The sequence below is a fragment of the Chroococcidiopsis cubana SAG 39.79 genome, assembly GCF_003991895.1.
Taxonomy (GTDB): Bacteria; Cyanobacteriota; Cyanobacteriia; order Cyanobacteriales; family Chroococcidiopsidaceae; genus Chroococcidiopsis; species Chroococcidiopsis thermalis.
Genome location: NZ_RSCK01000010.1, coordinates 132469 through 156847 on the forward strand (window position 1 = coordinate 132469; position 24379 = coordinate 156847).

The window sequence follows — 24379 nt, forward strand, 5'->3', positions numbered from 1 at the left end:
ACGGTAAAATAGAGTTAGTTAATTTGTGCGGGTATGGCTATAAATAAAGGAGGCGATCGCATGACAGTATCCACATCAATTCCTCAGATGCCAGTACCGCGAACTTTTGCCACAGTTGCAGAAGAACGTCGCGATCGCAAACAACGCTTAGCGGTTGCTTTCCGCCTCTTCTCTCGCTACGGCTTTGATGAGGGTATCGCCGGACACATCACAGTCCGCGATCCTGAATACCGCAATTGCTTTTGGGTCAATCCCTTTGGAATGCACTTCGGACAGATTCGCGCGCGAGATTTGATTCTCGTCAACGACAAAGGTGAAGTTGTAGAAGGCAACAAACCAGTTAACGCAGCCGCCTTCGCCATCCATTCTCAAATTCACGCCGCCCGTCCCGATATCGTCGCCGCCGCCCACGCCCACTCTCTCTACGGTAAAAGCTGGTCTAGCCTCGGTCGCCTCCTCGATCCCCTCACTCAGGATGCTTGTGCTTTCTACCAAGACCACAGCTTATTTGACGACTATACCGGAGTCGTACTCGATCCAGCCGAAGGCAAACGCATTGCCCAAACTCTAGGACAAAACAAAGCCATTATTCTGAGAAATCACGGTTTACTGACTGTAGGAGAAACAGTAGACGAAGCAGCTTGGTGGTTCATTACAATGGATCGTTCCTGTCAAGCGCAACTCATGGCAGAAGCCGCTGGTATGCCTCGCGTCATCGATCCTCAACAAGCAAGTACTGCCCACAGCCAAGTAGGTTCTCACCATATCGGCTGGTTTAGCTTTCAACCGCTGTATGACAGAATTGTGCAGCAAGAACCCGACTCGCTTGATGACTAGCAACTCAGCCATCAGAATGCCCTAGATAGGGCATTTTGTAATTGTGCCACCATTTGAGCGCGGGATGAGACATTCAATTTGCGAAATATACGTTTGAGCGCTTGTTTGACAGAATTTTCAGTAATCCAAAGTTGCGTGCCAATTTCGGCATTTGTCAATCCTTGAGCCACTAAATCGGCTATTTGAATTTCACGCGGCGTAAGACGAAGAGAATTGTCAGCGCTGGATTTAGATCGATCTATCTCTAAATGGCAGCTAACAGAAGGCGATCGCATTGTTGCCATGCGAGTAGATAAATGCAAACAAATTGCACCCAGATCGGTTAAATCTTGAGTGGTAAAGGCAAGATTGCCCCGTTCGCGAGTCAATCCAATTCCACCCACTAGCTGGCTGTTGCAGACAATTGGTCCTGTCATGACATGCCAATGATCGGCGCGGGGACAAATTGCTCTCCAGGCTTTAGGTGACACGACTAATGCTTCATGTACGGGTGCGTGGTGTTCGACCAAGTAGCGTAAAACTGGATTGTATTCTACCGATGTAGCGAATTTGAGAATACCTTGCCACTTGGGATCGACAGAGGAAAGTTCATCAAAGAAAAATAGCCTACAGCGGCGGGCTGCAAAGTACTCGCTGACTGTTACCATGACACGCTGGTGTACTTCTGGAAGATTTTGCGCCTGAGCGATCGCCGTAAATAAAGATTGTAAAGAATCTCTCATCATTGTGAGTGCAAACTGTACCCGATCGAGGACTAGATGCAATTGGGAGAGCAATATTATCTTAACTTCAGTGACAGTCAATCTTTTGTCAATTCACCCTCAGAGAAAACTTTAGCATGGCATTAAGTTCTAACTTCAACTTTGCACCGACAGCATCTCGGCGCTGGACTCAAATGGGTTTTTACATAGTAGCAGTACTTTTCAACCTTTGCCTGACTATCCAAGTGTTAACCGTTGGACTTGCCTACTTTTACAATCCTCAATGGTGGAATGTTCATGTTTGGCTGGTGCGTGGTTACAGTGGATTGTCTTTAGTTTTATTGGTGTGGGTGTACCTAATTCCATATCCGCGTCGAGTGCGGAGTTTGACAACAAGTATGCCAATATTGCTGGGGTTACAATTTCTCACGATTCATCTGAAGTCACCCTTACCTTTAGGTGTACTTCATCCCTTGTTTGGATTCGCGTTATTTTCTGCATCCACAATCTTAGTTCATCATGTTTGGCGCATTTTATCTACTAAGTCTAATGTGGAAGAGACTGCTTTGACACATGATTAATGACTACCTTCACGAGTGTTCGTAACTTAAATAGACATGTTCTAGAACATATGAGAATAACAAATCCAGTAAAGACTATTTACAGTCTTCTGAAAATGGTTGTTAGTACAAACTTAGGTGTGAATGTCATGGGCGAGAAACTTGAAGATATTTTTAATTATCTCCAAATTTCAGATTTAATTGCTACATCAGGACAACCAACTGAGTCACAAATAGCAGCAATTAAAGAAGCGGGTTATCAAGTGCTAATTAATCTTGCTCCACTCGAAAAATTTGAAACTACATTACCGAACGAAGCAGCATTTGTGGAGTCTCTGGGTATGGAGTACGTTCACATTCCCGTCATTTGGAATAAACCAACTTTAGAAGACTTCGATCGCTTTGCTCAAGTCATGCAAGCTAATAGCGATCGCCCTGTTTTTGTCCACTGTGCGGGTAACTTTCGCGTTTCTGCATTTATGTATCTCTATCGACGAATTTATCAAAACATAGATGAAGAAGAAGCACAAAAAGACTTACACAAACTTTGGGTTCCTGATGATACTTGGCAGCGATTTATGAAAGAGGTCATGGGTAATGGGTAATAGGTAGTTGGTAGTTGCACCGCAAAATGATTGGCGATGGTACAGGGATCTTCAACAAAACCTGCCCCTACAAATTCTACTAACTGTTCACTCCTTCCAATTCATTTTCGGTCATTTCATACATCTGACGCAACTTTTCTAACTTTTCAGGATCTGCATTCCAAAAACCGCGTCCGTGTGCTTCGATCGCTCTACCAACAATATTACGAAAAGCTTCGGGATTTGCCTTGCGTAACTTTTCTGCCATCTCTGCATCAAGAACGTAAGTATCTGCGGCTTGGTCATAGACCCAATCATCGGTAAAATCGGCAGTCCCACCCCAACCAATTAAAGCTGTCATGCGTTGAGAAATTTCAAACGCACCTCCCGAACCTTGATTTACCATTGCCTCCGCCCATTTCGGGTTGAGTAATTTTGTACGATATTCCATTCTGAGTAAATCGTCCAAATTACGCGGTGTCGTATCCTGAGAAAAACTTTCGACAAAACTCGCAGTTACTTTTTTCCCTCGCTGCTTTTCCGCTGCCTTTTTCAAACCACCCGTATTAGCATAGTATTCTTGAATATCCGTCAGACCGTATTCGACAGAATCGATTTCTTGAACGATGCGATCGCACTTTTGCAATAATTGCGTCAAGACTTCCGGTCTAGCCCGTCCCTTATCTTGTCTACCATAACTAAATACATTGCGATCGCGCCAAGTATTGCCTAACTCATCCCCCGATTCCCAATTTCCATCCGTGACTCGTTCGTTCACCATCGAACCGAAATCGCCTGCTGGATTGGAAAATAGCCGCGCCGATGGATTTTCTACACCCTGTGCTTGCAAGGCTAAATAGTGCTTGCGGATGAAATTTTCTGTTTCCGATTCCTCAGCCATAGCTGCCCGTTGGAATAGATCGTCGAGTAATTCGATAATGTTGACAAAGCTATCGCGAAATATGCCGGAAAGATTTCCTAACACGTCAATTCGAGGATGTCCCACTTGGGCAAGCGGCTTCAATCCATAACGGACGATTCGCCCCGTACCTTCCTTGATGGGTTCCGCGCCGACTAATTCCAGTAAAATTCCTAAAGACTCGCCCCGCGTTTTAATTGCATCCAGTCCCCATAACATCACCGCCACGGTTTCGGGATATGCCCCATGTTCTTGTAGATGTTGGCTGATAATATTTTGCGCGATCGCCTTTCCTCTTTCATATGCCGCAGGTGAAGGCATTCTGTAGGGATCTAAAGCGTGAATGTTGCGTCCTGTAGGTAACACACCCATACCATCCCGCAACAGATCGCCTCCAGGTGCAGGAGGGATGTACTCACCATTGAGTCCGCGTAGTAAATTGGTTAATTCCTCATCCGTTTGCATCAATAAATCGCGGATTTGTAACGCTTCTTCTAATTGTGCGATCGCATTGACGGGCGGGTTTTGAGGAAAGCCGTCTCGTTTTGGCTGTGAATCTTGGGCTAAACCCGCCCCTACAATTTTCCCATTTGCGATCGCGTCTACCACATCTGCTGATAATTCTTCGCCAAAATATGCTTGCAGATAACTTGCTAATTGTTCTCCACTGGGCGGTTCTCCTAAAACGTGCAATCCGCTGGAAAATAGGCGGTTCTCTAATACTTGTAAATACTCGTATACCTGTAATAAATAGCGATCGAAGACAACTTTACTAAATAACCGGGCGTTCTCAGAAGTAAAAGCAATCCCTAAATGCTTTGCTTCTGTCAAGGGACAATCTGTATTAATTCCCGTATCTACAATTTTCTTACAAATTGCTTCTTTCAAAGCATAGTTCTTCTCTGGATCTTCGCGATATTCAGCAATCAAATCGCGCAACGCTACTAACTCTTTGTATAAGCCTGCCCGACCGTAAGGAGGAACGTTATGAGAAATAATCGTCCCGTATCCCCGCCGCTTTGCCAAAATTGACTCAGAGGGATTATTCGCGGCATAAATATACAAATTGGGCAGATTGCCTAACAAAATATCCGACCAAGAATAGCCTGTGTTTCCCAAAGGAGAACCAGGCAACCATTCCACCGTCCCATGCATTCCAAAATGAATCACTGCATCCGCTTGAAATTCTTGCTGCAACCATTTGTAGTAAGCTGCATATTGAGGATGGGGAGTTAAATCGCGATCGAACATCAACCGCATCGGATCGCCAGGAATACCTAAAGGCGGTTGTACGCCAATCCAAACATTACCTAACTGTACTCCACCTACAAATAACTCATCGCCGTAAGTCTTAATACCGCTGCTAGATAGAGATTTCCAATGTTTCTCAATTCGAGATGTTTGCAAGTAACCAAGCCATTTTTCTAACCTCTGCGTGGGAACGGTATTTTGTAGGGGCGCATCGGTTGGAACGATAGATTGTAGGGGCGCACGGCTGTGCGCCCCTACAGGAATATTTTCATCTGCCTGTTTTACCCATCGGATCAATTCTTCCCCGTCTTCTGGTAAATCTCCAACGGTATAGCCTCGATCTTTTAAAGTTTGAAGTAATTTCAACAGCGATCGCGGTACATTTAATAAGGCTGCCGTCCCTGTAGCTCCGTAACCAGGGGGAAAACCATAGAGAATAATGGCTATTTTCCTTTCAGCCGCAGATTTCTGACGCAAAACAATCCATTTGTGCAACCTTGCTACCAAACGCTGGACTCGTTCGGGGATCAGATAGATCTTTTCTCCCACCAAGCCACCCAAAGGCACGGTATCGATCGCGCCGTCGAGTTCTGGTAGTGCATATAATACGACACTTTGCAAGCCCCCGATTCCTTGGCGCGTCCAAGAATGGATGTCTTGAATTAAGAGTGGTGCAGCAACGATATAGGGTACGTTCTTGGCGCTGAGAATGCGCGTAGCAACTTCTACCTGTCGTCCAGCTTCCATCGAACCCGCCGGACCACCTACCAAAGGAAAGCCAATAGTAGAAACGATTGCATCGACTGTAACAGCTTCACTCGATAAAGAAGGAGTTTCGACATTTCCTAGCTGTCTTTGTGCGGTTTCATAAGTTGTCGTCATCCAATCTCTGACTGCAACGTGTCCTTCTACACCGTTAATAAAAATTGGTAAAGGGATTAATCCTGCCCGTTCAAAATAGCGAATTAATTGAGGAATATAAGGTTGTTTGGTGATGACGTGTTTGCGGTAGAGTAGAATTCCAACAATTGGTTGTGTAGAGACGTTACATGTAACCTCTCTACATTTTTGATACCAATTTATATATTCGCGGGGTGAGGTGAAAAAGCCTGAATAATCGGGGTGTAATAACCCCATATTGGGTGTTTCGATCGGGGGAGGAATATCGCCTATTCTTAACCCTAAATATTTTTCGGCTAGCGTCCAAAATAGTGCCGCAACATTATCCGATCCACCCGCATTCCAATAGCCGTAGATAACTAGCCAGTTGCGTAAGTCTTGCACTTTTTGAACTGGGACGTATTTTAATAGTTTTGGTCCCACTTTTAAAAAGCTAATATATCCTGCGAGTCGGTCTTCTTCTCGTCCTTGACTAAATTTATCCAGAATAAATTTAACTGGCTTGGGCATTCCTTTGGGTTTGTCACCGATCGCAAATGCACCGAGTTTGGTTAAACTCATTAATTCCAAGGCTGACTCAAATACCAAGCGAATTGGGATCGCGGTGAGGCGATCGCGCAACCACAAAACTTGATCGTAGTCAAATAGCAAGCTACCGAAGAAAACATCAGCGTTATCGAGTGCAGCCTCTATTTCTGTAGGTTTGGTAGAAATATCGCGATCGCTAAATACGCAAATTTCTAATTCTGGGCAGCGGGAACGTGCCAAATCTGCCGCTTGGCGGTACAAGTCAGCGTTGAAAGATTCAAACCCAGCGATCAGTACTATGCGCTTCATGCCCAGATGTCAAGAAATTTCTACTTCGATCTTAAGGAGAAATTTCTTGCCTGGGTAGAGATGCGATCTTCGATCGTGATTTTCAACCGGATGAGATACAAGACCTGTAGTAGGGGCGCACAGCTGTGCGCCCCTACCAATGTATGCCATCTTATCTCAATCTCGCCACTACCCAATTCGATCCAACCAGCCGCCAACATCTACAGATAATTTCTGCCCCAACCTCAATAGATAGCGCAGTTGAGTCAGATCCCAAAGACGATCGCCATTTCGACTTTCTGTGTCACCGTCAAGAGTTTGGAGACACTGCGGGATAATTTGACTGTGCAGACAGCGGCAGTAAACTTCTTGGACGCGCGCCAATGATAAACCGAGATTGAGCTGACAACCGATATCGATTGAACGCTCGATTTTTTGAATGTCCTCTACAGCAACATTACCGTGTAATAGTTGCCAGAGCGATCGCAGCATCAGCTGTTCTAGACTCTGTTTAACTTCTGGTAACTTCAACTGACAGCGTAACAAGTTAGCTTCTGTAGCGACTGCTTCTAATTCTGCCCAGTGTTCCCAAGTGTCGCGATCCCCAATTTCTTCACATAGCGATCGCACCAAATCTAAACAGCGACTACCCAAAGCAATCTCAGCCGCAACTTGCAATTCTTGGGGTACGGGTAAGTAATCGCGGTGGTAAGCCATGAGTACCCCATAATTATCGCGGTAAACTTGGGTGTAGAGCAAATCTAACCGTGTCAAGCTTTCCTGACTTAACATCTGGACGATCCGGTGACGTTCTTCTGCAATTAAATCTTGCAAATTGAACGAGCGATCGCCAAATATTTGAATCATCTTCTGAATTGTATGGGCAGCGCTAGCTTGTTGCAAAGACTCAAACACTTGCTCTTTCATCTGGTTGTACGATCGCCGCCCTGTAAATGGCTGAATGCAGCAATGAAAATCCCAGCCACCGAGATGCAACACGGCAAACACCAACTCCTCCTTCTCCCAGGTAATTTCTGAGGTGAGTTCCAATTGCCCTACGGCTAGAGTCAGCGTACCGACGCGCTGCCATTGGTAGTCTAGCTGATTGACTGTATAGCAGTAGATATGCGGAGTAGGCAGCGGGCAGTGGGTTGTAGAAAAGCGATCCAGTTGGCTGTTGACCGTTGAGCGTTGACCGTTAGAGCCGATCTCCTGTTTCCTAAATAAGGACGTAATGGCATATTGAGCGGCAATTTGCTGAAAGTTAACTTGAGCAGTTAACACCAACTGTCGGTAAACTTCCGCCCCATGACCGAAAAACTCGACATTACTAGGGGCAAGGCTGAGACGGTTGATAAATTCTTTTTCCAGTTGCACGCCTGCTACATCTTCGGCAAGTTCCAAAGCTCTAGCAGCATAACGCAAAATTTGCGTGCCTTCGGGACGGGAAATTTCTTCAAAGAACCAACCGCAACTCGTATACATTAACAAGGCATGACGCTGCATTTCCAACAACCGCAGGGCATCGACTCGTTCTGAGTCCGTCAGCGAATGGGATTGATGGCGAGAGAGAAAGCGTTGAACGTTAGCCACCGAGCGATCGCGAATGACTTGAATATATTCATCCCGTGCTAACCAGGGATCGCAGAATAAACTTTTAGCAGCAGTTTCGTAAACATCAATTAAGCGATCGCGCAGCCAATCAAGGGCGTTGCGTAGGGGTCGCCGCCATTTTTGATGCCACTCACCACCACCACCGCAACCACAATCATCTTGCCAGCGGTCTACACCATGCGAACAACTCCAAGCAGTGACGGGTTTGAGTTCTACTTCCCAGGTTGGCGGATCGAGGCTGAGATAATGGGCGTAGTTCGTTACCGTCCAACCTCGGCGGGAAAATTCTTCTGTAAAGGCATAGGCGAAGGTTTTTTCCGTACCACCTTTGTGATGTCCGAAAGTTTCACCATCTGTAGCAACAGAAATTAACTGTGCGGGACGGCGATCCCCGCGAATTGCCAGTCCCATCCGTCCGATAAAGTGATGGGAATTGCTGAGTGCATCGCTAAAACCCATATCCCGCGAAATTGGACCATCGTAGAAGAAAATATCGATATATGGGCGGGAGTCGGGAAGAGGGAGTCGGGAGTCGGGCTGTTTTTCTCCTCTGCTCCTCTGCTCCTCTGCCCCTCTGCTTCCTTGTCCCCTCGCTCCTCGCTCCTCACTCCTCACCCCTTCGAGAAAGCAACGATAAGGACGAGTGGGATCGATCTGGCTGCCTCCGACTTCGTGCCACTGGGTTACTGGTTGTTCGTCTGTGGGGATCGTCCGACAGCGTTGGGCTTGGGAGGGAGCGAGGATAATGAAGCGAATTCCCTCTGCTACCAAAGCCTCTAAGGTGGGATAGTCTACCGCAGTTTCCGCCAACCACATCCCTTCAGGATCGCGTCCAAAACGAGAGCGGAAATCTTCTATACCCCAGCGGATTTGAGTGTATTTGTCTCGTTCGTTAGCTAGAGGTAAGATGATGTGATTGTAAACTTGAGCGATCGCATTCCCGTGACCGTTAAGACGGGCGCAACTGTTGCGGTCTGCTTCAATAATTCGCTGATATACCTCTAAATCGTATCGCTCTAACCAAGACAGCAGCGTAGAACCGAAATTGAAGCTGAAATACTCGTAGTTATTAACGATCCCCAAAACTTCACCGCGATCGTTCAATACCCTGGCAAAAGCATTTGGACGATAGCATTCATGGTGGATGCGTTCGTTCCAGTCGTGAGCGGGTGCAGCACTAGGCTGACGCTCGATCGCATCTAAGTAAGGATTCTCGCGCGGTGGTTGATAGAAATGACCGTGAACGGTCACGTATACACCTGTAGCCGTTTGCAGGGGATTGAGACTTACTTGATGCTTGGCATCGCGATCGAGCGGAAAATTTGATTCAGCAGCTGGAAGATCGGCAGCAGAGGTCATGAAAGTTATATCCAAATTACAAATTAATTTTTACAAGCTCTACAATCTGCTACCCTACATTGCTCAAAGGAGTAGCTATGTGAAATAACGTGCTTAAGACTCTAGATTAAAACTCAAATGAAGCAGAGATCGAGATAGCTGGGCGGTAAATCGTAACTGATGGCAGATGTTGAAGTCAGTCGCACCCTAGCTTGACCTTGCTCCTCAGCATGAGATCGCACTCGATCTTATTAAACTGCAAGTTTAGGTTTATTTAAGATTGGCTTAATATTTTTGCAACTAGCTTTGGGGATCGGTTCACGAATCTACACGATTGGTTACAAATCAGTTATCAGTTGTCGTAGGGGCGGGTTTAACAACAAATTCACGCCTATAACCAGCAATCTACTTACAAAACCGCCCGTACAAGTTCAGATTTTGTCGGGGCGAGTTTAGCAAAGAGTCACGTCTATAACCAAAAATCTGCGCGCAAAACCCGCCCTTACAGGGTTTATTGTCAACAACCAACAACCTTCGCCTAAAATCGGTTGTACCGATAATTAATCTGCTAATGTCAGGAAAAAATATTCTATTCTCCGTCTTGCTGCTATTTGTCCCAGTATCGATCGCCGCTCACATACTAGAGTGGGGAGAGCTGACGGTATTTATTACGGCAGGGTTGGCTATTCTACCGCTGGCGGCTTGGATGGGAAGTGCAACTGAAGAACTTGCAGTAGTTGTGGGTCCAACTTTAGGCGGGTTGTTGAATGCGACTTTTGGTAATGCCACTGAGTTAATTATCGCAATCGTGGCGCTCAATGCTGGATTGGTTGATGTGGTGAAAGCCAGTATCACAGGATCGATTATTGGTAACTTGCTGCTGGTGATGGGTTTATCGATGCTGCTGGGAGGGTTGCGTTACAAAGAACAGGAGTTTCAGCCTGTGGTAGCGCGGGTGAATGCTTCTTTGATGAACTTAGCCGCGATCGCCATTTTGATCCCCACGGCTGTAGACTTTACCTCTAGTGGGATTAGCGAAGCTACAATTCAACATCTTTCCATTGCGATCGCGATCGTCTTGATGGCAGTGTACATAATGACATTGGTGTTTTCGATGAAAACTCATGTCTATCTCTACGATGCCGGAGTAGCAGCAGCCGAACCAAGTGAAGATGATGCAGAAGAGGCAAAATCTAAGTTGTGGGTATGGGTGGGAGTCTTATTAGGGGCGACAATTCTCGTGGCAGTGGAATCAGAATTGCTAGTTGATGCTTTAGAAGTTGCGACATCCCAGCTAGGTTTAACAGCTTTGTTTACAGGGGTGGTTCTAGTCCCAATTATCGGTAATGCCGCAGAACACGCTACAGCCGTCACCGTGGCAATGAAAAATAAAATGGATCTTTCGGTATCTGTTGCTTTGGGATCGAGCTTGCAGATTGCGTTATTTGTCGCTCCCGTACTGGTAATAACTGGCTGGATGTTGGGACAGCCAATGGATCTCAACTTCAATCCGTTTGAACTGGTAGCAGTAGCAGTATCGGTATTAATTGCAAATTCTATCAGTTCCGATGGTCGCTCGAACTGGTTAGAGGGTACATTGCTGTTAGCTGCATATGCAGTGTTGGGGTTGGCGTTTTATTTCCACCCCGTAATTGACGGTATCGGATAATCCCTCATGTCAATCAAGAATATTATCTCGCTTGGATTGTTGGTTTTCATTCCCATCTCGATCGCAGCTCGTTATTTAGAATGGGGATCGCTAACAATATTTATCACGTCAGGGATCGCGATCGTCCCTTTAGCAATTTGGCTGAGTACGGCGACGGAGGAAGTGGCGATTGTTACGGGTTCCTCAATTGGTGCGTTGTTAAATGCCGTGTTTGGCAATGCCACAGAGCTAATTATCGCCCTAGTTGCCCTTAAAGAAGGATTGGTTGATATTGTTAAAGCCAGTATTACGGGCAGTATTATCAGCAATCTACTCCTAGCTATGGGTTTGGCGATGTTGTTGGGAGGTTTGCGTTACAAAGAACAGGATTTTCAACCTGTGGTAGCGCGAGTGAATGGTTCTTCCATGACATTAGCCGCGATCGCAATTATTCTACCGACACTGGTGATTGAAACTTCTAGCGGCATAGAACCAGTAGCGATTAAAAATCTCTCCATTGCAGCCGCAGTCGTGTTGATTCTTGTCTACGGGATGACGCTGCTATTTTCGTTAAAAACCCACAGCTATCTATACGACGTGGGATTGGTAGATTTGGAAAATGAAGCTCAACCCAAGTCTGAATCGTCTACCCACAAACCTAATCTCTGGCTGTGGGTTGGCGTTCTAGCCGCCGCTACCCTTGCTGTTGCTTACGAGTCAGAGTTGTTTGTCGGTCAGGTGGAGGAAGCTACCGCTGGATTGGGGTTAACTCCCTTATTTACAGGTGTGGTGCTGTTACCTCTAGTTGGTGGTGCGGCAGAATACGTGACAGCAGTGCGAGTTGCGGTCAAAAATAATATGGACTTGTCCGTCTCGATCGCAATGGGTTCGAGCCTTTTGGTAGCATTATTTATGGCTCCTGTGTTGGTAATTGTCGGACAGGTAATCGGACAGCCAATGGATTTAGATTTCAATCCTTTTGAAGCCGTAGCTGTAGCGATCGCCGTGTTAGTTGCAAATCTGATTAGTTTAGATGGACGTTCTAACTGGTTAGAAGGAACTTTGCTATTAGCAACCTATACAGTCTTGGGCTTAGCTTTCTATTTTCATCCAGCGTGATTTAGAGCTAACAAAATCTCAAAGGTCGAGTAGAATACACACCCCTCGACCACGCTGTTATTTTCGATCTCTCACCGGTATGACTCGATCGAACCTGGACGGTAAAGGCTTAATAGCAGCACTGTGTGCCGCTGCTACGTGGGGTATGGTGGGCGTCTTTGTCCGGTGGCTTCCAGGGTGGTCTCCCTTTGCAGTTCTGGCAGGTCGCTTTTTAGCCGCTACGGCTGCGATGCTGCCGATCCTGTTGCTAGTACCAAGTTTTCGACATAATCTGGCTTTCTCCTTTCGCACTCTGCCAATCTGGTGGTTGAGTTTGCTGGCTGTTGGGGGTTATGTCTTAGGTACAACAGCTTTTCAGATGGCACCTGTGGGGGAAGTTACATTGTTATTTACGACTTCACCTTTGTTTATTATTGCTTACAAGTATGTTGCACGCTTACCCATTAAGCGAAGTGAAGGCATTGGAATGTTACTAGCTACGGCTGGAGTTAGTTCGATTTTGTTCCCTCAGTTATCTAGTTATAAAGCTGTTTCTTGGCAAACAACGACCGGCTATCTTTTGGCATTAGGTGCTGCGGGTTTGCTTGTACTTTATACGCTTTGGTTTAAGACTCTTGCCAACCAGAACATGGCACCAAAATCGATTGATGTCGTTTTCGTTACTTGTTTGCTTGGCAGTGTTTTATCTATATTGGGTGCAATTTTCTTCTCTAAACTATCAATTGGAATCGGAATTGATAGACAGGCGATCCTTGTATTGTCAGGGCTAGGAATCTTGTCCACTGCTTTGCCATTTTTGTGTTATACGGTAGCAGCTCAGCGGCTCCCAGTAGTACTGTCAACTGCAATATTGCTGCTAGAGCCAGTGTTTGCCGTGTTATTTGCCTCTATAGCTTTACAAGAAATTCCATCGCTTTGGTTTGGCATTGGTAGCATACTAGTTTTTTGGGGATTACTAACAATTACTAGAGCTACCAATTCGTCATGAGCTCGCTCGGTAGGCTCTTCGATCGCCTCTCTTTAAAACTCAGATAATTCAGAATATGCGATCGGACGATCGAATATTTTGATATAGAGCGATCGCTTTAAAAGGATTTATAGAGCGCGCAAAGCCTTCTTAATTTTTATAGAAAAATATACTGTAGTTTTCTACGCAGCAACCTAAAAAGCAATGTATAATATCGTACATACGCATTAGACAATGAATTCCTAGATCGGGGAGTTAGACAGAACAAGTCAGTTTAATCCATCGTTAGCTTCTATTCTCCAACAGTTCCGATAAGAAGAGGAGAAGTTTTAGTAATGGTTAGTCAAAAAACGATTGAAATTGTTAAAGCAACTGCACCAATTATTAAAGAAAAAGGTGAAGAAATTACCAGGCGAATGTATCAAATTGCGTTTGAAGAACGACCTGACTATAAACGCAGCTTTGAAACGACTTGGATGCAGCATCTAGACGGTGGCGGGCAAGCACGCAAGTTAGCTGCGGCTGTTTACGCCTATGCGACTCATATTGACCACCTAGATGAGTTGGCTACCGCAGTAGATAAGATTGCCCATCGTCATGTAGGAACTCGCATACTACCAGAGCAATATCCGCTGATTGGTGAAAAGCTGTTGCAGGCGATGAAAGATGTTTTGCAAGATGCCGCAACTGATGAGGTTATTGCAGCATGGGCTGAAGCCTATAATGCTTTAGCAAACATCTTTATTCAAAAAGAAAATGCGATCTATAAACAAGAAGATCGAGAACTAACTGAGCAATTGGCGAAAGCTGACCGTCCCTAGTGCATTGGACTGACTGACAGAAGCCAAAGTAACGGCTATTTTAGTCGAGAAGCTGAAACAGGCTGAGTGCCTAATAGACCGTGCGATCGCCTATCCTTAAAATCAAAGTAATCAGAATATGCGATCGCTTTACCCAATATTTCGATTCAGTTTAATGTTCTCAAAGATTTGTAATTTACTATTGCGAAAACCGCTACGAATTAAGTAGTATAAAAATATAAATATGTCACTCTGGTGGCAGTTAAGTATTTAGTTTGAGTAACTTTTGTGGAGTTTATTCTAATTACTCGCTCCAACAAGGACGCATAGCGATCTCACTCAGTTTTGACTCAAAACTAGTCTTGCGTCGATAAGTTCGACGATATTCAGCTGCACGGAGATGCTGCCATGAGATCCGGTGCGAGAAGTTGGCTTCGGTTATACCAATACTGCTCACCTGCTGTGGAATAGGAAAGAGCAACCTAACCAAGGAGCGAACTATGATTGACGCGAACGAGGTTCTCAAGGCAATGTGTGAAAAGTATCAGGCAGCTGTTAGTGCAAACGATTCGACAGCCTATCGGAAGTTATTCGCCACAGATGCGATTCGGATTCCACCAGGATCGGAGCCTGAGCGCGGTTCGGATGAGATTTCAAAGAGCGAACAGAAGGACTATGATGTTGCAAAATGGACTGTTCAGCTGACACCCCTTGATGCTCTACGGATCGACGATCGATGGGTATATGGAGTTGCACAAGGCAATGTAAACACTGTCGCCTACGCTGATGGGGTGACAAATTCATACAAAACCACGAAGACCTGGCTTTTCCATCAAGAGGACTCGGGAGAATGGCTAATTAAGAGGCAAATGTGGAACCTCAAGTAACGATCGCCAAGGTGGGGTTTCTTCTTATGAAACGCGATCGCACCCCTAACTCAATTTCTCAAATAGAATGCGATCGCCCCTTCCACTTAACCCCCCACAGCCCCAGAATAAATCAAACCCCGCTGCATATCTAAAGTCAAAATTGCCCCATCCCGAATCACTTCGGTAGCGCGTTTGACTCCTACAATGACAGGAATCCCCAAACGCAAACCCAAGACCGCAGCATGACTGGTAAGACTCTCATCTTCGGTGATAATCCCTGCGGCTTTGCGGATCGCATCGACAAAATCAGCAGAAGTGCGGGGCGCAACTAAAATTTCCCCAGGATTAAACTTACTCACATCTATCCCGGCGTGAGCTACCCTAGCGCGACCGCTGACGGAACCCTGACCGATGCCAACACCTTGACCGAGTAAAGCTGTCACCACTTCTACCTTAATCAAGTCTGTCGATCCCGATACTCCCTGAAGCGTCCCAGCCGTCATCACGACCAAATCTCCTTCTGTTAAGAGATTTTTCTCTAGCGCCACATTGAGAGCCGACTGAAACGTTTGTCCCGTCGAAGCTAAATCCAGTACCAGCAGCGGTTTTACTCCCCACACCATTTGTAGCTGTCGAGCTATATCGACATGGGGAGTGACGGCAAGAATTGGAGTCTGAGGTCGAAATTTAGACACATTTCGCGCCGTCGATCCCGTCTTCGTCATCGTCATAATTGCAGATGCTTCTAATTGTTCGGCAATCTGTCCTACTGCTTGACTGATCGCATTGGGGATCGATCGCCGCGCATCTTTGATATGAGCTGGAGGCGAGGCTAGAGCCTGTTCCTGTTCGATCCGCACGGCAATTTTTGCCATTGTCGCCACGGCTTCCACCGGATATTTCCCCACAGCCGTCTCATTTGACAGCATCACCGCATCCGTACCATCTAAAATTGCATTTGCCACATCCGAGACTTCAGCGCGAGTCGGTCGAGGGCTGTGAACCATGCTGTCTAACATTTGGGTTGCCGTGATAATTGGGATACCTAAGCGATTTGCCGTCACGATCAACCGCTTTTGCAAGATCGGCACGTCTTCCGCTGGTAGTTCTACCCCCAAATCCCCTCTAGCCACCATCACACCATCGCACAGAGGCAAAATTGCCTCCATCTGATCGATCGCCTCGTGTTTCTCAATCTTGGCAACTACAGGCACTTGCTTCCCTGCATTAGAAATAATTTCTTTAATTTCTAAGATGTCTTGAGGATTGCGCACGAAAGAAAGGGCTACCCAATCTACACCTTGATCTAGACCGAAAAGTAAATCTTCGCGGTCCTTATCTGTCATTGCCTTAATGGATAGATAGACCCCAGGAAAATTTACCCCTTTATTATTAGAAAGAATGCCCCCCACAGTGACGCAACAGTGCAATTCTTTGTTATCGCGATCGACATCTTCCACGAGCATTTCGACTCGCCCATCATCCAGTAAAATTGTCGCTCCTACGGGGACTTCATCGGCTAGCAGATCGTAAGTCACGCAACTGCGCTCTTGAGTCCCGACAATGCGATCGCTAGTTAAAGTAAAGCGATCGCCCCGACCCACTTGAATCGAGCCAGTCTCAAACTTACCCAGGCGAATTTTCGGTCCCTGTAAGTCTTGTAAAATTCCAACCGGACGATCCAATTCAAAAGCGGTCTGCCGGATCAGGCGAATGCTGCGTTGATGGTCGGCGTGAGTGCCGTGGGAAAAATTCAGCCGCAAAGTGGTTGCTCCAGCCTCAATCAATGCCTTGAGGACTTCTGGGCTACTAGTAGCGGGACCAATGGTAGCGACGATTTTAGTGCGACGAACGGAGTCTAGTGACTGCATGAAGGCAACTTTCAAGGGGATAACAAACTACAGATCGTACTGCGATCGGTATATCACCCGATCGCCAGAGAATAAATTGCTAGTAGCAGTAGTAAAAATGACTCATGCTACACAAAACTTTAGTATTCTAGTGAACGTACCATAATAATTTGCAACATAATTTGCAACAACCGATAACAAAAGGAGTCAAGATGATCGCGTCGGAGGCAAAGAAGCCACTGACAGTTCCCAAGGAGTTTTTAGCACCTCCTGAGAAAATAAATCCCGATGTGTGGATGTTTCTGGCAGCCATGACCTTATTAGTATTATCCAACTGCGGTTACTGGCTGTGGGAGTGGCAACACTGGTGCTGCTTTACAATTAACGTTCTTGCCATTCATATGTCTGGCACTGTGATTCACGATGCTTGTCACCAAGCTGCCCATCCTAATCGAATTATCAATGCAATTTTAGGGCATGGCAGCGCCATGATGTTAGCTTTCTCGTTTCCCGTATTTACGCGGGTACACCTACAGCACCACGCCCATGTTAACGACCCAGAAAACGATCCGGATCATTTTGTCTCTACTGGTGGTCCTCTCTGGTTAATTAATGCTCGCTTCTTCTATCATGAAGTATTTTTCTTTCAGCGGCGATTGTGGCGAAAATACGAATTATTAGAGTGGTTTATTAGCCGTGCAATTGTCGCAGCAATTTTTTACATCTCAATTCAATATCACTTTTTGGGCTATATCCTCAATTTTTGGTTTATCCCAACTGCTATTGTTGGGCTGACTTTAGGATTATTTTTTGATTATCTACCCCATCGTCCATTTAGCGATCGCGGGCGTTGGACAAATGCCAGAGTTTATCCCAATCCGGTACTGAATCTATTGATCGGCGGACAGAATTATCACCTCACCCATCACCTATGGCCTTCAATTCCCTGGTATAAATATCAACCCGCATACCATGCCACCAAGCATCTTTTGGATGCCAAAGGCAGTCCTCAAACTCTAGGTATCTGGCAAGGAAAAGACTTTTGGAGCTTTTTATATGATGTCTTTCTAGGGATTCGGTTGCATCGGAAAGAGGAAACGAGTGTAGAGACGTTACATGTAACGTCTCTACACAATGACCAATAACCAACTACTAACTCCCACAATTCAATCTCTCATACGCATTGCTAATAACTCGCTGACCCCGCAGAAACCCTGTATTTGCCCCAGGGCAGATATATTGCAAGGTTTCTGGGGTAAAGCGATCGCAAATGAATTTGACGCTGCGTAATTGGCGTAACCAGTGGAAAGTTTTTGCCGTTCTCAGCGGTGCTGGTTCGCCTTGAAGATTGGGGAGAATATGACGACCAGAGAATAAAATACCTCCATGCTGCGGATAGTAAAGGCAAGCAGAACCAGGCGAATGTCCGGGAGTCCAGATAATTTCAATGCCATTTCCCAGGTCAAATTCTCGCTCAAAAGTCGTAACTTTTAATCCTGGCAACAAATAGGCTTCTTGTTGTTGAATGATAATCTCGCAGTTATACGTTGCTTGCAGGTGTCGCGTTTGACCGATCGCACCTCTGTGCGTCATAAATAACCAGCGAACTCCACCAAGAGAACTGATGTATTCCCGATTCACTTCGTCCCAGCCTGGAGAGTCTATCAGAATATTGCCTTGATTTTCTACAATAAGATAAGCAGTTCCTCCTAACGTCTCTCTATTGGGTGGAAACGCAAATACGTTATGCCAAATTGCCTGTGGTAGTTTGGGAGAACGAGTAGGTTGGTTTTGCAAAGTTCGGGAACGATTAGTGAGGGGTAAAAGTTAAATTGAGAGTCTAATTGCGATCTTATGTGGCGAGTAAAATTATGGCACTGGCACGGCAAATAGGAGGTGAAAGATAAGTATTCTCAACTGACTTGTCTCCATCGCTTAAACGCGATACCCACTCAGTACAACTGCAACAGACATGGAATTTTGGTTTCTCCTCCTCCTGGGACTATTTACTTATATCATCGTGCGGCGCAGTGTCGCTGGCATGACGCGGACACCCGTTTGGCTTTTATGGCTGGTACTCATGACACCAGCCTTAATTTGGAGCATATGGATGGCAGTCTACGGTCCAGATCAACCACTGCCTATTGCTTTAGCGATCGGTCCGTTTGTCATCTGCCCAGTTTTGTACTGGCTGCTGATTCAGTGGGGACGGAGAGGAATGTCACCCGCGCCACCAACTGCTAACCCAGCAGCAGTCAATTCTAACCCAGAACCGACACCAGAACCGACACCAGTTCGCCCAATCGAGCCAGCAGAAGAAGCTCAACTGAGGGATTGCTTTCCTTGGTCAACTTTCTACATTCACAATATTGAATATCGACCTCAAGCCGTGATCTGTCGCGGACAACTCCGCACTTCTCCGACCGATGCTTACGAGAAAATTCGGCGAAATATTGAAAATCAATTTGGCGATCGCTTTTTAGTCCTGTTGCAAGAAGGACTCAACAACAAGCCTTTCTTTGCCCTAGTTCCCAATCCCCAAGCGCGAAAAGATAGACCAGCGGAGCGATCGCAGCTCTCTAGACCCTTTTTAGCCGTAGGCTTAGTTATAGCCACCTTATTTACAACTGCCGTCGTTGGCGTGCAATTAGCTAGTAGCAATAACACCACACCATCAGCAACTATTACCCAATTACATGAAGGATTGCCCTATGCCGTAGCTTTACTGGCGATTTTAGGCATTCACGAAATGGGTCACTATTTAACAGCTAGATTTCATAAAATTCTCGTTACACTACCTTATTTCATTCCCATTCCCTTTTTTCCTGGTACGTTTGGGGCATTTATTCAAATGCGCAGCCCCGTACCCAACCGTAAAGCCTTGTTTGATGTTAGTATTGCTGGTCCTGTAGCTGGATTTGTGGCAACACTACCGCTGCTGATCTGGGGTTTAGCAAACTCTCAAGTCGTGCCAATCCCAGAAAAAGCAGGAACTCTCGACCCCGATGCCCTCAACCCAGGATATTCGATTTTACTAGCAGTCCTGAGTAAATTAGCATTAGGCGCTCAACTAACCGCAGATAAAGCGATCGACCTACACCCAGTGGCGATCGCGGGATTTCTAGGACTTGTCGTTACGGCACTCAACCTAATGCCTGTAGGACAACTCGATGGCGGTCACATCGTCCATGCTATGTTTGGACAGCGTACTGGAGCCGCGATCGGTCAAATTGCTCGGTTTTTAGTTTTAGGATTGGCTTTAGTCCAACCTGGTTTTTGGTTGTGGGCGATAATTCTCTTTTTCATGCCCATAGCTGACGAACCAGCCCTCAACGATGTAACCGAACTAGACAACAAACGCGATATCATCGGTCTGCTAGTCTTAGCTTTACTCGTTTTAATTATCCTGCCAGCACCCAGATTTATTACAAATTTATTACAAATTTAGAGGGGTAAGGGATAGGACAAGGGGGGCAAGGGGGACAAGGAAGAAGTTAAAATTTACCTCTTGGCAACGACCAATGACCAACGACCAATGACCAATGACAACGTAATTCAAGTTATCGGTGGTGGATTAGCCGGGACAGAAGCGGCGTGGCAAATTGCCCAGGCGGGAATACCAGTGATTTTGCACGAAATGCGTCCTTTGCGATCGAGTCCCGCCCACCATACAGAACATTTAGCAGAATTAGTCTGTAGCAATTCTTTTGGGGCGCAAGCAAGCGATCGCGCATCGGGATTGTTGCATGAAGAACTGCGTCAATTGGGTTCTGTAGTGATTGGCAAAGCCGACAGTCACGCCGTCCCTGCTGGTGGTGCTTTAGCTGTAGATCGAGGACAATTTAGCCAAGATTTGACCGAAACGCTCTCTCGTCACCCCCTCATCGAACTGCGGCGGGGCGAACTTCACGCCATTCCAGAAGGCGTTGTTGTACTAGCGACTGGTCCTTTAACTAGCCCCGATTTAGCCGCAGATTTGCACCGCTTTACGGGAATGGAATATCTCAGCTTTTTCGATGCCGCAAGCCCAATTATTGTAGGAGAATCAATTGACCGCGATATTGCTTTTCTCGCTTCTCGCTACGACAAGGGAGATGCAGCCTATCTCAACTGTCCGATGAATAAAGAGCAATACTTGCAGTTTTGGCAAGCATTATGCACGGCAGAACAAGCAGAATTAAAGGATTTTGAGCGAGAAAATGCTAAATTCTTTGAAGCTTGTTTACCTATAGAAGAACTTGCCCGACGCGGGGAAGATACCATGCGCTATGGTCCCCTCAAACCTGTGGGCTTGTTTGATGCCCGCAAGGGAGACTTCCGCGCCCCAGAAAATCAGTCGGAACGTCCTTATGCGGTAGTACAACTGCGCCAAGAAGATAAGGCGGGGCAGTTGTGGAATATGGTTGGATTTCAGACAAATTTACGCTGGGGCGAACAAAAGCGTATATTTCAAATGATTCCAGGTTTGGAAAATGCTGAATTTGTGCGTTTGGGAGTGATGCACCGCAACACGTTTATTAATGCTCCTCAGTTGTTGCAACCATCATTACAATTTAAAAACCGTCCGACTCTCTTAGGTGCGGGACAATTAATTGGTACGGAAGGTTATACAGCAGCGGCGGCTGGCGGCTGGCTGGCGGGAACGAATGCGGCGAGAATTGCTTTGGGTAAAGATTCGTTAGTTTTACCACCCACAACGATGATGGGGGCGTTATTTGAATTTATCAGTTCTGCTGCCCCGAAACATTTTCAACCGATGCCACCTAATTTTGGCATTTTGCCTGAGTTAGGCGAGAAGATTAAGAATAAACAGCTTAGATATGGTAGGTATCGCGATCGCTCTTTGTTCGATCTTGCTAGTTGGAAAGCGGGGTTATCTTTGGGATTAGCTGGGGTAATTTAGCGATCGATCTGTAAGGGCGCACAGAGAAAGCGCCCCTACAAATTTATGTACGCCCCTACCTCAATATTCCAGGTTAAAAAGCGCGATCGCTTCCCAATTAACTTGCTATGCTATAATATCCGAGTGCAAGGGCATATAGCTCAGTGGATAGAGCATCAGATTCCGGTTCTGAGGGTCGGGGGTTCAAATCCCTCTATGCTCGTAAAAGATAAAAACCTTGATAAAACGCCAATCTACGAAAGAACAAGACTTTCAGGGAGTGGTGCTTCAGGAGTTTCTCCACCCCCTACCAAAAAAGTTTGGGTATTCTTGAGACTTTTTGGGCGCTCTTGAGTTGGCGATCTGTGATTCAAATGCCGTCTCCCCTTCTGGTAGCAGCCAGAATTGCTCCAGGGTTAGATTCTGTAATTGGTTTACGCTCATTTTCTTTAGCTTCCTGTGATGTTAACTGAATTAAACCACTGGCGATCGCATCTAGTAATTGCCCCGTCGCACCCTCGCCGTCATAGATATAACCGAGGGTATAAGCTAGATCTTTGAGCTTACTGGGGGTATCGGGAGCGGTTCTGACATTGACGACAGAACGGTTGAGTTTCTTTCTACCCATTGCTGTTCTCCAAGGGCTCTGGTCGTCCTATTCCCAATTGCTGGAGAGTTGTTTTAACATCCTGCCAATCGAGCCCGCAGTAGTAATACTGCTTAGAACGTAAATTAGCAAGGTAATATCCTCCCTTACCTGCCTCTATCCGAAATAACTCGATCGCAATTTTCGGTATGGTTAATCCAAATTGGCGCAGTCGGTCTTCTAGAGACAGAGATGCTGGCACGTTGCGGGGGTTGTAGAATATTCTGTCGCCTGTCTTGAAACACCAGGCAGACCCCTTTTTTTCAACGACTAGGTAGTGCAGTGGATGGATAATACTAGTAGACATATGTTATGTTTTTCTTGACTATCAGGAAATGCCTCTAGTAAAACTAGGGGCATGGTGCTAATTTTACTCGCCGTTGGAATCAGATTCAGAGTCCTCGTCTTCCAAGGCTTCTAGCACGTCTTTGGTATAAGCAACGTATTCGTTTCCTTGCTGGTCTATCTCGCTCCAGATATCCTCTGCAAGGTACTCGAACTCGATTTCAGGATTGTATTCCTTTTGTCCGTTGCCGTTACCGTCTTTATTTGGATTGGTTATTTTTGCATCACCTCCTTATTTTTAGGGGAGATAAAATATCTCCCCTAAATTATTATTGCCAATCTTCTTATAAGTGTCAAGCACTTTTATTGAAAACTTCGAGTAAATTCTGCTGCTTGATATATTCCAGGTTTTCCAGCGCGATCGCATTCTTAAATTTCTGCAATCTCAGGTCGATCTGCTGCTGGATAACTGCGGTGAGAGCATTTTGGCGCTGTTCCTCGTTTTGTGCTAACTGTAGGACTAAATCGGCAGTGCGTTTTTTAGAATCGCGAATTCTTTGTTCGTTAGCTTCATTTCCCTCTACGATCGCTTTTTCATGTATGTAAAGGAATCTCAGTCACAATCGTGCAACCTGAGTTAGGAGCGGTATTAATATTTAATTCACCTCCTAAGACTTGGGCGCGATCGCGCATACTTTGCAACCCAAAACCAGTGGTATTTTGACTTAATTGAAATCCCTTACCATTATCCGCAATTGTGAATTTTAAATGGTTTTTCGTAACTTGTAATTGAATTATCACTTCAGTAGCCGAAGCATATCTACTAATATTTGTCAATGCTTCTTGAGCAATGCGGTAAATAGCTGTAGAAACTTCTGTCGTTATGGAATCGGCAAGTTGAATTTGACATGAAGGAACAACACCAGTAGAGCGCCCAAAATCTTCAGCCAAAGATGCGATCGCTTGCTCTAAAGAACGTCCCAACAGCGGATCGCGCAGCGCCGAAACTGACTGGCGCACATCTTGCAAAGCTTGAGAACCTAATTTTTTTGCTTGTTTGAGGAACGTGTAAGCTCTGGTAGAATCGCTGAGCCAAAGTTTAAGTGCTGTTTCTATTTGCAGATTGAGCGCCGTTAATGAGTGTCCGAGAGAATCGTGAATTTCTCGTGCAATGCGACTGCGTTCTTGCAAAGTTGCTTGGTCTTCAATTCTCAAAGCATATTTTCGCAGTTGCTCGTTGGCGATCGCCAGTTTTTCTCGACTTTGACGCTCAGCTAAAACTGCATTCATTAATAACAACACAAAAACTAAAACTAACCCAAATAATAATGCTAGAAGGAGCGGAAAAAAACGCAACCGTTCTTGAGCCATTGGTGGTGCGGGAATGCGATGAAAACGGCGCTGTAGCGTCAATAGGAAAAAAGTAAAAGATAAACCCGTAATTAATAATCTTCCTGGTAGGTTAAAAATCAGACAACTTCGAGTGACTAGAAGTAAGTAAAGGAAAGGAAACAGACGGATTGCTCGACTACCAGTTAGAGAAGTGAATAAAATTAGTACAATTTCAAAAGCAGTATAAATAACTTTGTAAATTAACTTACCCGTGGGTAATCTCAAACCCATCAACCCAAAGCCAGTAATGCTTAACAGCGTTAGCAAAGGAAACCTTGGAAACCGCAAACTGGGATTAGGTAATAATTCAGTCCAAATTGCGATCGCCAATAATGCCCACTCTAGATAGAGCAGAAATGGAAACGGGTGATTGTGAGGTTGAATGGGACGAGTCACAAGGT

Annotated in this window: 19 protein-coding genes and 1 tRNA gene; 12 read left to right on the top strand and 8 right to left on the bottom strand. The window is 45.7% G+C overall.

Going from position 1 to position 24379, the window contains the following annotated elements; all coding sequences use genetic code 11:
- Positions 1 to 60 precede the first annotated feature (60 nt).
- Entirely contained in the window at positions 61 to 837 is a 777-nt protein-coding gene (locus DSM107010_RS09385; RefSeq protein ID WP_015155206.1) for a class II aldolase/adducin family protein, read from the top strand.
- A gap of 11 nt (positions 838 to 848) precedes the next feature.
- Here DSM107010_RS09385 and DSM107010_RS09390 read toward each other — a convergent pair whose 3' ends face one another.
- On the bottom strand, positions 849 to 1559 hold the full coding sequence (locus DSM107010_RS09390; protein WP_106166446.1) for a LuxR C-terminal-related transcriptional regulator: 711 nt from the start codon (positions 1557 to 1559) through the stop codon (positions 849 to 851).
- 116 nt (positions 1560 to 1675) lie between these two features.
- On the opposite strand from DSM107010_RS09390, the gene DSM107010_RS09395 reads away from it, so the two are divergent.
- The gene (locus DSM107010_RS09395) at positions 1676 to 2119 is read left to right on the top strand and encodes a DUF6220 domain-containing protein (protein WP_106166441.1); all 444 of its coding nucleotides are present in this window, start codon (positions 1676 to 1678) and stop codon (positions 2117 to 2119) included.
- Between the two features lie 95 nt (positions 2120 to 2214).
- On the top strand, positions 2215 to 2703 hold the full coding sequence (locus DSM107010_RS09400; protein ID WP_241994167.1) for a protein tyrosine phosphatase family protein: 489 nt from the start codon (positions 2215 to 2217) through the stop codon (positions 2701 to 2703).
- Positions 2704 to 2782: 79 nt separating this feature from the next.
- On the opposite strand, the gene bchH is transcribed toward DSM107010_RS09400, so the two are convergent.
- A complete protein-coding gene (gene bchH / locus DSM107010_RS09405; RefSeq protein WP_106166440.1) occupies positions 2783 to 6589 on the bottom strand; it encodes a magnesium chelatase subunit H in 3807 nt (1268 codons plus the stop codon).
- Positions 6590 to 6757: 168 nt separating this feature from the next.
- The gene (locus tag DSM107010_RS09410; protein ID WP_106166439.1) at positions 6758 to 9541 is read right to left on the bottom strand and encodes a DUF3536 domain-containing protein; all 2784 of its coding nucleotides are present in this window, start codon (positions 9539 to 9541) and stop codon (positions 6758 to 6760) included.
- Between the two features lie 550 nt (positions 9542 to 10091).
- Between DSM107010_RS09410 and cax (DSM107010_RS09415) the strand changes: the two genes are divergently transcribed.
- The 5 genes from cax (DSM107010_RS09415) to DSM107010_RS09435 all read left to right on the top strand — a co-directional run bounded on the left by cax (DSM107010_RS09415) (position 10092) and on the right by DSM107010_RS09435 (position 14941).
- On the top strand, positions 10092 to 11189 hold the full coding sequence (cax, locus tag DSM107010_RS09415) for a calcium/proton exchanger (RefSeq protein WP_106166438.1): 1098 nt from the start codon (positions 10092 to 10094) through the stop codon (positions 11187 to 11189).
- Positions 11190 to 11195: 6 nt separating this feature from the next.
- The gene (gene cax / locus DSM107010_RS09420) at positions 11196 to 12287 is read left to right on the top strand and encodes a calcium/proton exchanger (protein WP_106166437.1); all 1092 of its coding nucleotides are present in this window, start codon (positions 11196 to 11198) and stop codon (positions 12285 to 12287) included.
- Positions 12288 to 12366: 79 nt separating this feature from the next.
- Positions 12367 to 13275, top strand: coding sequence for a DMT family transporter (locus DSM107010_RS09425; RefSeq protein WP_106166436.1), 909 nt, complete (start codon positions 12367 to 12369; stop codon positions 13273 to 13275).
- Between the two features lie 314 nt (positions 13276 to 13589).
- Positions 13590 to 14075 carry a globin domain-containing protein gene (locus DSM107010_RS09430; RefSeq protein ID WP_106166435.1) on the top strand — a complete coding sequence of 162 codons (486 nt, stop codon included), beginning with the start codon at positions 13590 to 13592 and terminating at the stop codon, positions 14073 to 14075.
- A gap of 509 nt (positions 14076 to 14584) precedes the next feature.
- The gene (locus DSM107010_RS09435) at positions 14585 to 14941 is read left to right on the top strand and encodes a YybH family protein (protein WP_241994168.1); all 357 of its coding nucleotides are present in this window, start codon (positions 14585 to 14587) and stop codon (positions 14939 to 14941) included.
- Between the two features lie 86 nt (positions 14942 to 15027).
- Here the strand turns inward: DSM107010_RS09435 and pyk are convergent, their stop codons facing one another.
- Positions 15028 to 16794, bottom strand: a complete 1767-nt coding sequence (pyk, locus tag DSM107010_RS09440; RefSeq protein ID WP_106166433.1) for a pyruvate kinase — start codon at positions 16792 to 16794, stop codon at positions 15028 to 15030.
- A 191-nt stretch (positions 16795 to 16985) separates the two neighbouring features.
- Between pyk and crtR the strand changes: the two genes are divergently transcribed.
- Positions 16986 to 17918 (top strand): beta-carotene hydroxylase, encoded by a 933-nt coding sequence (crtR, locus tag DSM107010_RS09445; RefSeq protein ID WP_106166444.1) that lies wholly within the window; start codon positions 16986 to 16988, stop codon positions 17916 to 17918.
- A gap of 7 nt (positions 17919 to 17925) precedes the next feature.
- Here crtR and DSM107010_RS09450 read toward each other — a convergent pair whose 3' ends face one another.
- Positions 17926 to 18570, bottom strand: coding sequence for an MBL fold metallo-hydrolase (locus tag DSM107010_RS09450; RefSeq protein WP_106166432.1), 645 nt, complete (start codon positions 18568 to 18570; stop codon positions 17926 to 17928).
- Positions 18571 to 18745: 175 nt separating this feature from the next.
- Between DSM107010_RS09450 and DSM107010_RS09455 the strand changes: the two genes are divergently transcribed.
- The 3 genes from DSM107010_RS09455 (at position 18746) to DSM107010_RS09465 (ending at position 21878) form a co-directional block, all read left to right on the top strand.
- Entirely contained in the window at positions 18746 to 20221 is a 1476-nt protein-coding gene (locus DSM107010_RS09455; protein ID WP_015155219.1) for a site-2 protease family protein, read from the top strand.
- Between the two features lie 87 nt (positions 20222 to 20308).
- The gene (gene trmFO, locus DSM107010_RS09460) at positions 20309 to 21676 is read left to right on the top strand and encodes an FADH(2)-oxidizing methylenetetrahydrofolate--tRNA-(uracil(54)-C(5))-methyltransferase TrmFO (protein ID WP_015155220.1); all 1368 of its coding nucleotides are present in this window, start codon (positions 20309 to 20311) and stop codon (positions 21674 to 21676) included.
- 129 nt (positions 21677 to 21805) lie between these two features.
- Positions 21806 to 21878, top strand: a tRNA-Arg gene (locus DSM107010_RS09465).
- 147 nt (positions 21879 to 22025) lie between these two features.
- On the opposite strand, the gene DSM107010_RS09470 is transcribed toward DSM107010_RS09465, so the two are convergent.
- The 3 genes from DSM107010_RS09470 to DSM107010_RS09485 all read right to left on the bottom strand — a co-directional run bounded on the left by DSM107010_RS09470 (position 22026) and on the right by DSM107010_RS09485 (position 24374).
- Positions 22026 to 22283 (bottom strand): hypothetical protein, encoded by a 258-nt coding sequence (locus tag DSM107010_RS09470; RefSeq protein ID WP_015155221.1) that lies wholly within the window; start codon positions 22281 to 22283, stop codon positions 22026 to 22028.
- The gene (locus DSM107010_RS09475) at positions 22276 to 22608 is read right to left on the bottom strand and encodes a hypothetical protein (protein WP_015155222.1); all 333 of its coding nucleotides are present in this window, start codon (positions 22606 to 22608) and stop codon (positions 22276 to 22278) included. Before DSM107010_RS09475 ends, DSM107010_RS09470 begins: the two co-directional genes overlap by 8 nt.
- A 572-nt stretch (positions 22609 to 23180) precedes the next feature.
- The gene (locus DSM107010_RS09485) at positions 23181 to 24374 is read right to left on the bottom strand and encodes a sensor histidine kinase (RefSeq protein WP_106169517.1); all 1194 of its coding nucleotides are present in this window, start codon (positions 24372 to 24374) and stop codon (positions 23181 to 23183) included.
- Positions 24375 to 24379: the final 5 nt, after the last annotated feature.

Bases quoted from the DNA above. Each gene is read 5' to 3' on its own strand.
- DSM107010_RS09385 (WP_015155206.1), top strand. From the start codon at position 61: ATGACAGTATCCACATCAATTCCTCAGATGCCAGTACCGCGAACTTTT.
- DSM107010_RS09390 (WP_106166446.1), bottom strand. From the start codon at position 1,559: ATGAGAGATTCTTTACAATCTTTATTTACGGCGATCGCTCAGGCGCAA.
- DSM107010_RS09395 (WP_106166441.1), top strand. From the start codon at position 1,676: ATGGCATTAAGTTCTAACTTCAACTTTGCACCGACAGCATCTCGGCGC.
- DSM107010_RS09400 (WP_241994167.1), top strand. From the start codon at position 2,215: ATGGTTGTTAGTACAAACTTAGGTGTGAATGTCATGGGCGAGAAACTT.
- bchH (WP_106166440.1), bottom strand. From the start codon at position 6,589: ATGAAGCGCATAGTACTGATCGCTGGGTTTGAATCTTTCAACGCTGAC.
- DSM107010_RS09410 (WP_106166439.1), bottom strand. From the start codon at position 9,541: ATGACCTCTGCTGCCGATCTTCCAGCTGCTGAATCAAATTTTCCGCTC.
- cax (WP_106166438.1), top strand. From the start codon at position 10,092: ATGTCAGGAAAAAATATTCTATTCTCCGTCTTGCTGCTATTTGTCCCA.
- cax (WP_106166437.1), top strand. From the start codon at position 11,196: ATGTCAATCAAGAATATTATCTCGCTTGGATTGTTGGTTTTCATTCCC.
- DSM107010_RS09425 (WP_106166436.1), top strand. From the start codon at position 12,367: ATGACTCGATCGAACCTGGACGGTAAAGGCTTAATAGCAGCACTGTGT.
- DSM107010_RS09430 (WP_106166435.1), top strand. From the start codon at position 13,590: ATGGTTAGTCAAAAAACGATTGAAATTGTTAAAGCAACTGCACCAATT.
- DSM107010_RS09435 (WP_241994168.1), top strand. From the start codon at position 14,585: ATGTGTGAAAAGTATCAGGCAGCTGTTAGTGCAAACGATTCGACAGCC.
- pyk (WP_106166433.1), bottom strand. From the start codon at position 16,794: ATGCAGTCACTAGACTCCGTTCGTCGCACTAAAATCGTCGCTACCATT.
- crtR (WP_106166444.1), top strand. From the start codon at position 16,986: ATGATCGCGTCGGAGGCAAAGAAGCCACTGACAGTTCCCAAGGAGTTT.
- DSM107010_RS09455 (WP_015155219.1), top strand. From the start codon at position 18,746: ATGGAATTTTGGTTTCTCCTCCTCCTGGGACTATTTACTTATATCATC.
- trmFO (WP_015155220.1), top strand. From the start codon at position 20,309: ATGACCAATGACAACGTAATTCAAGTTATCGGTGGTGGATTAGCCGGG.
- DSM107010_RS09470 (WP_015155221.1), bottom strand. From the start codon at position 22,283: ATGGGTAGAAAGAAACTCAACCGTTCTGTCGTCAATGTCAGAACCGCT.
- DSM107010_RS09475 (WP_015155222.1), bottom strand. From the start codon at position 22,608: ATGTCTACTAGTATTATCCATCCACTGCACTACCTAGTCGTTGAAAAA.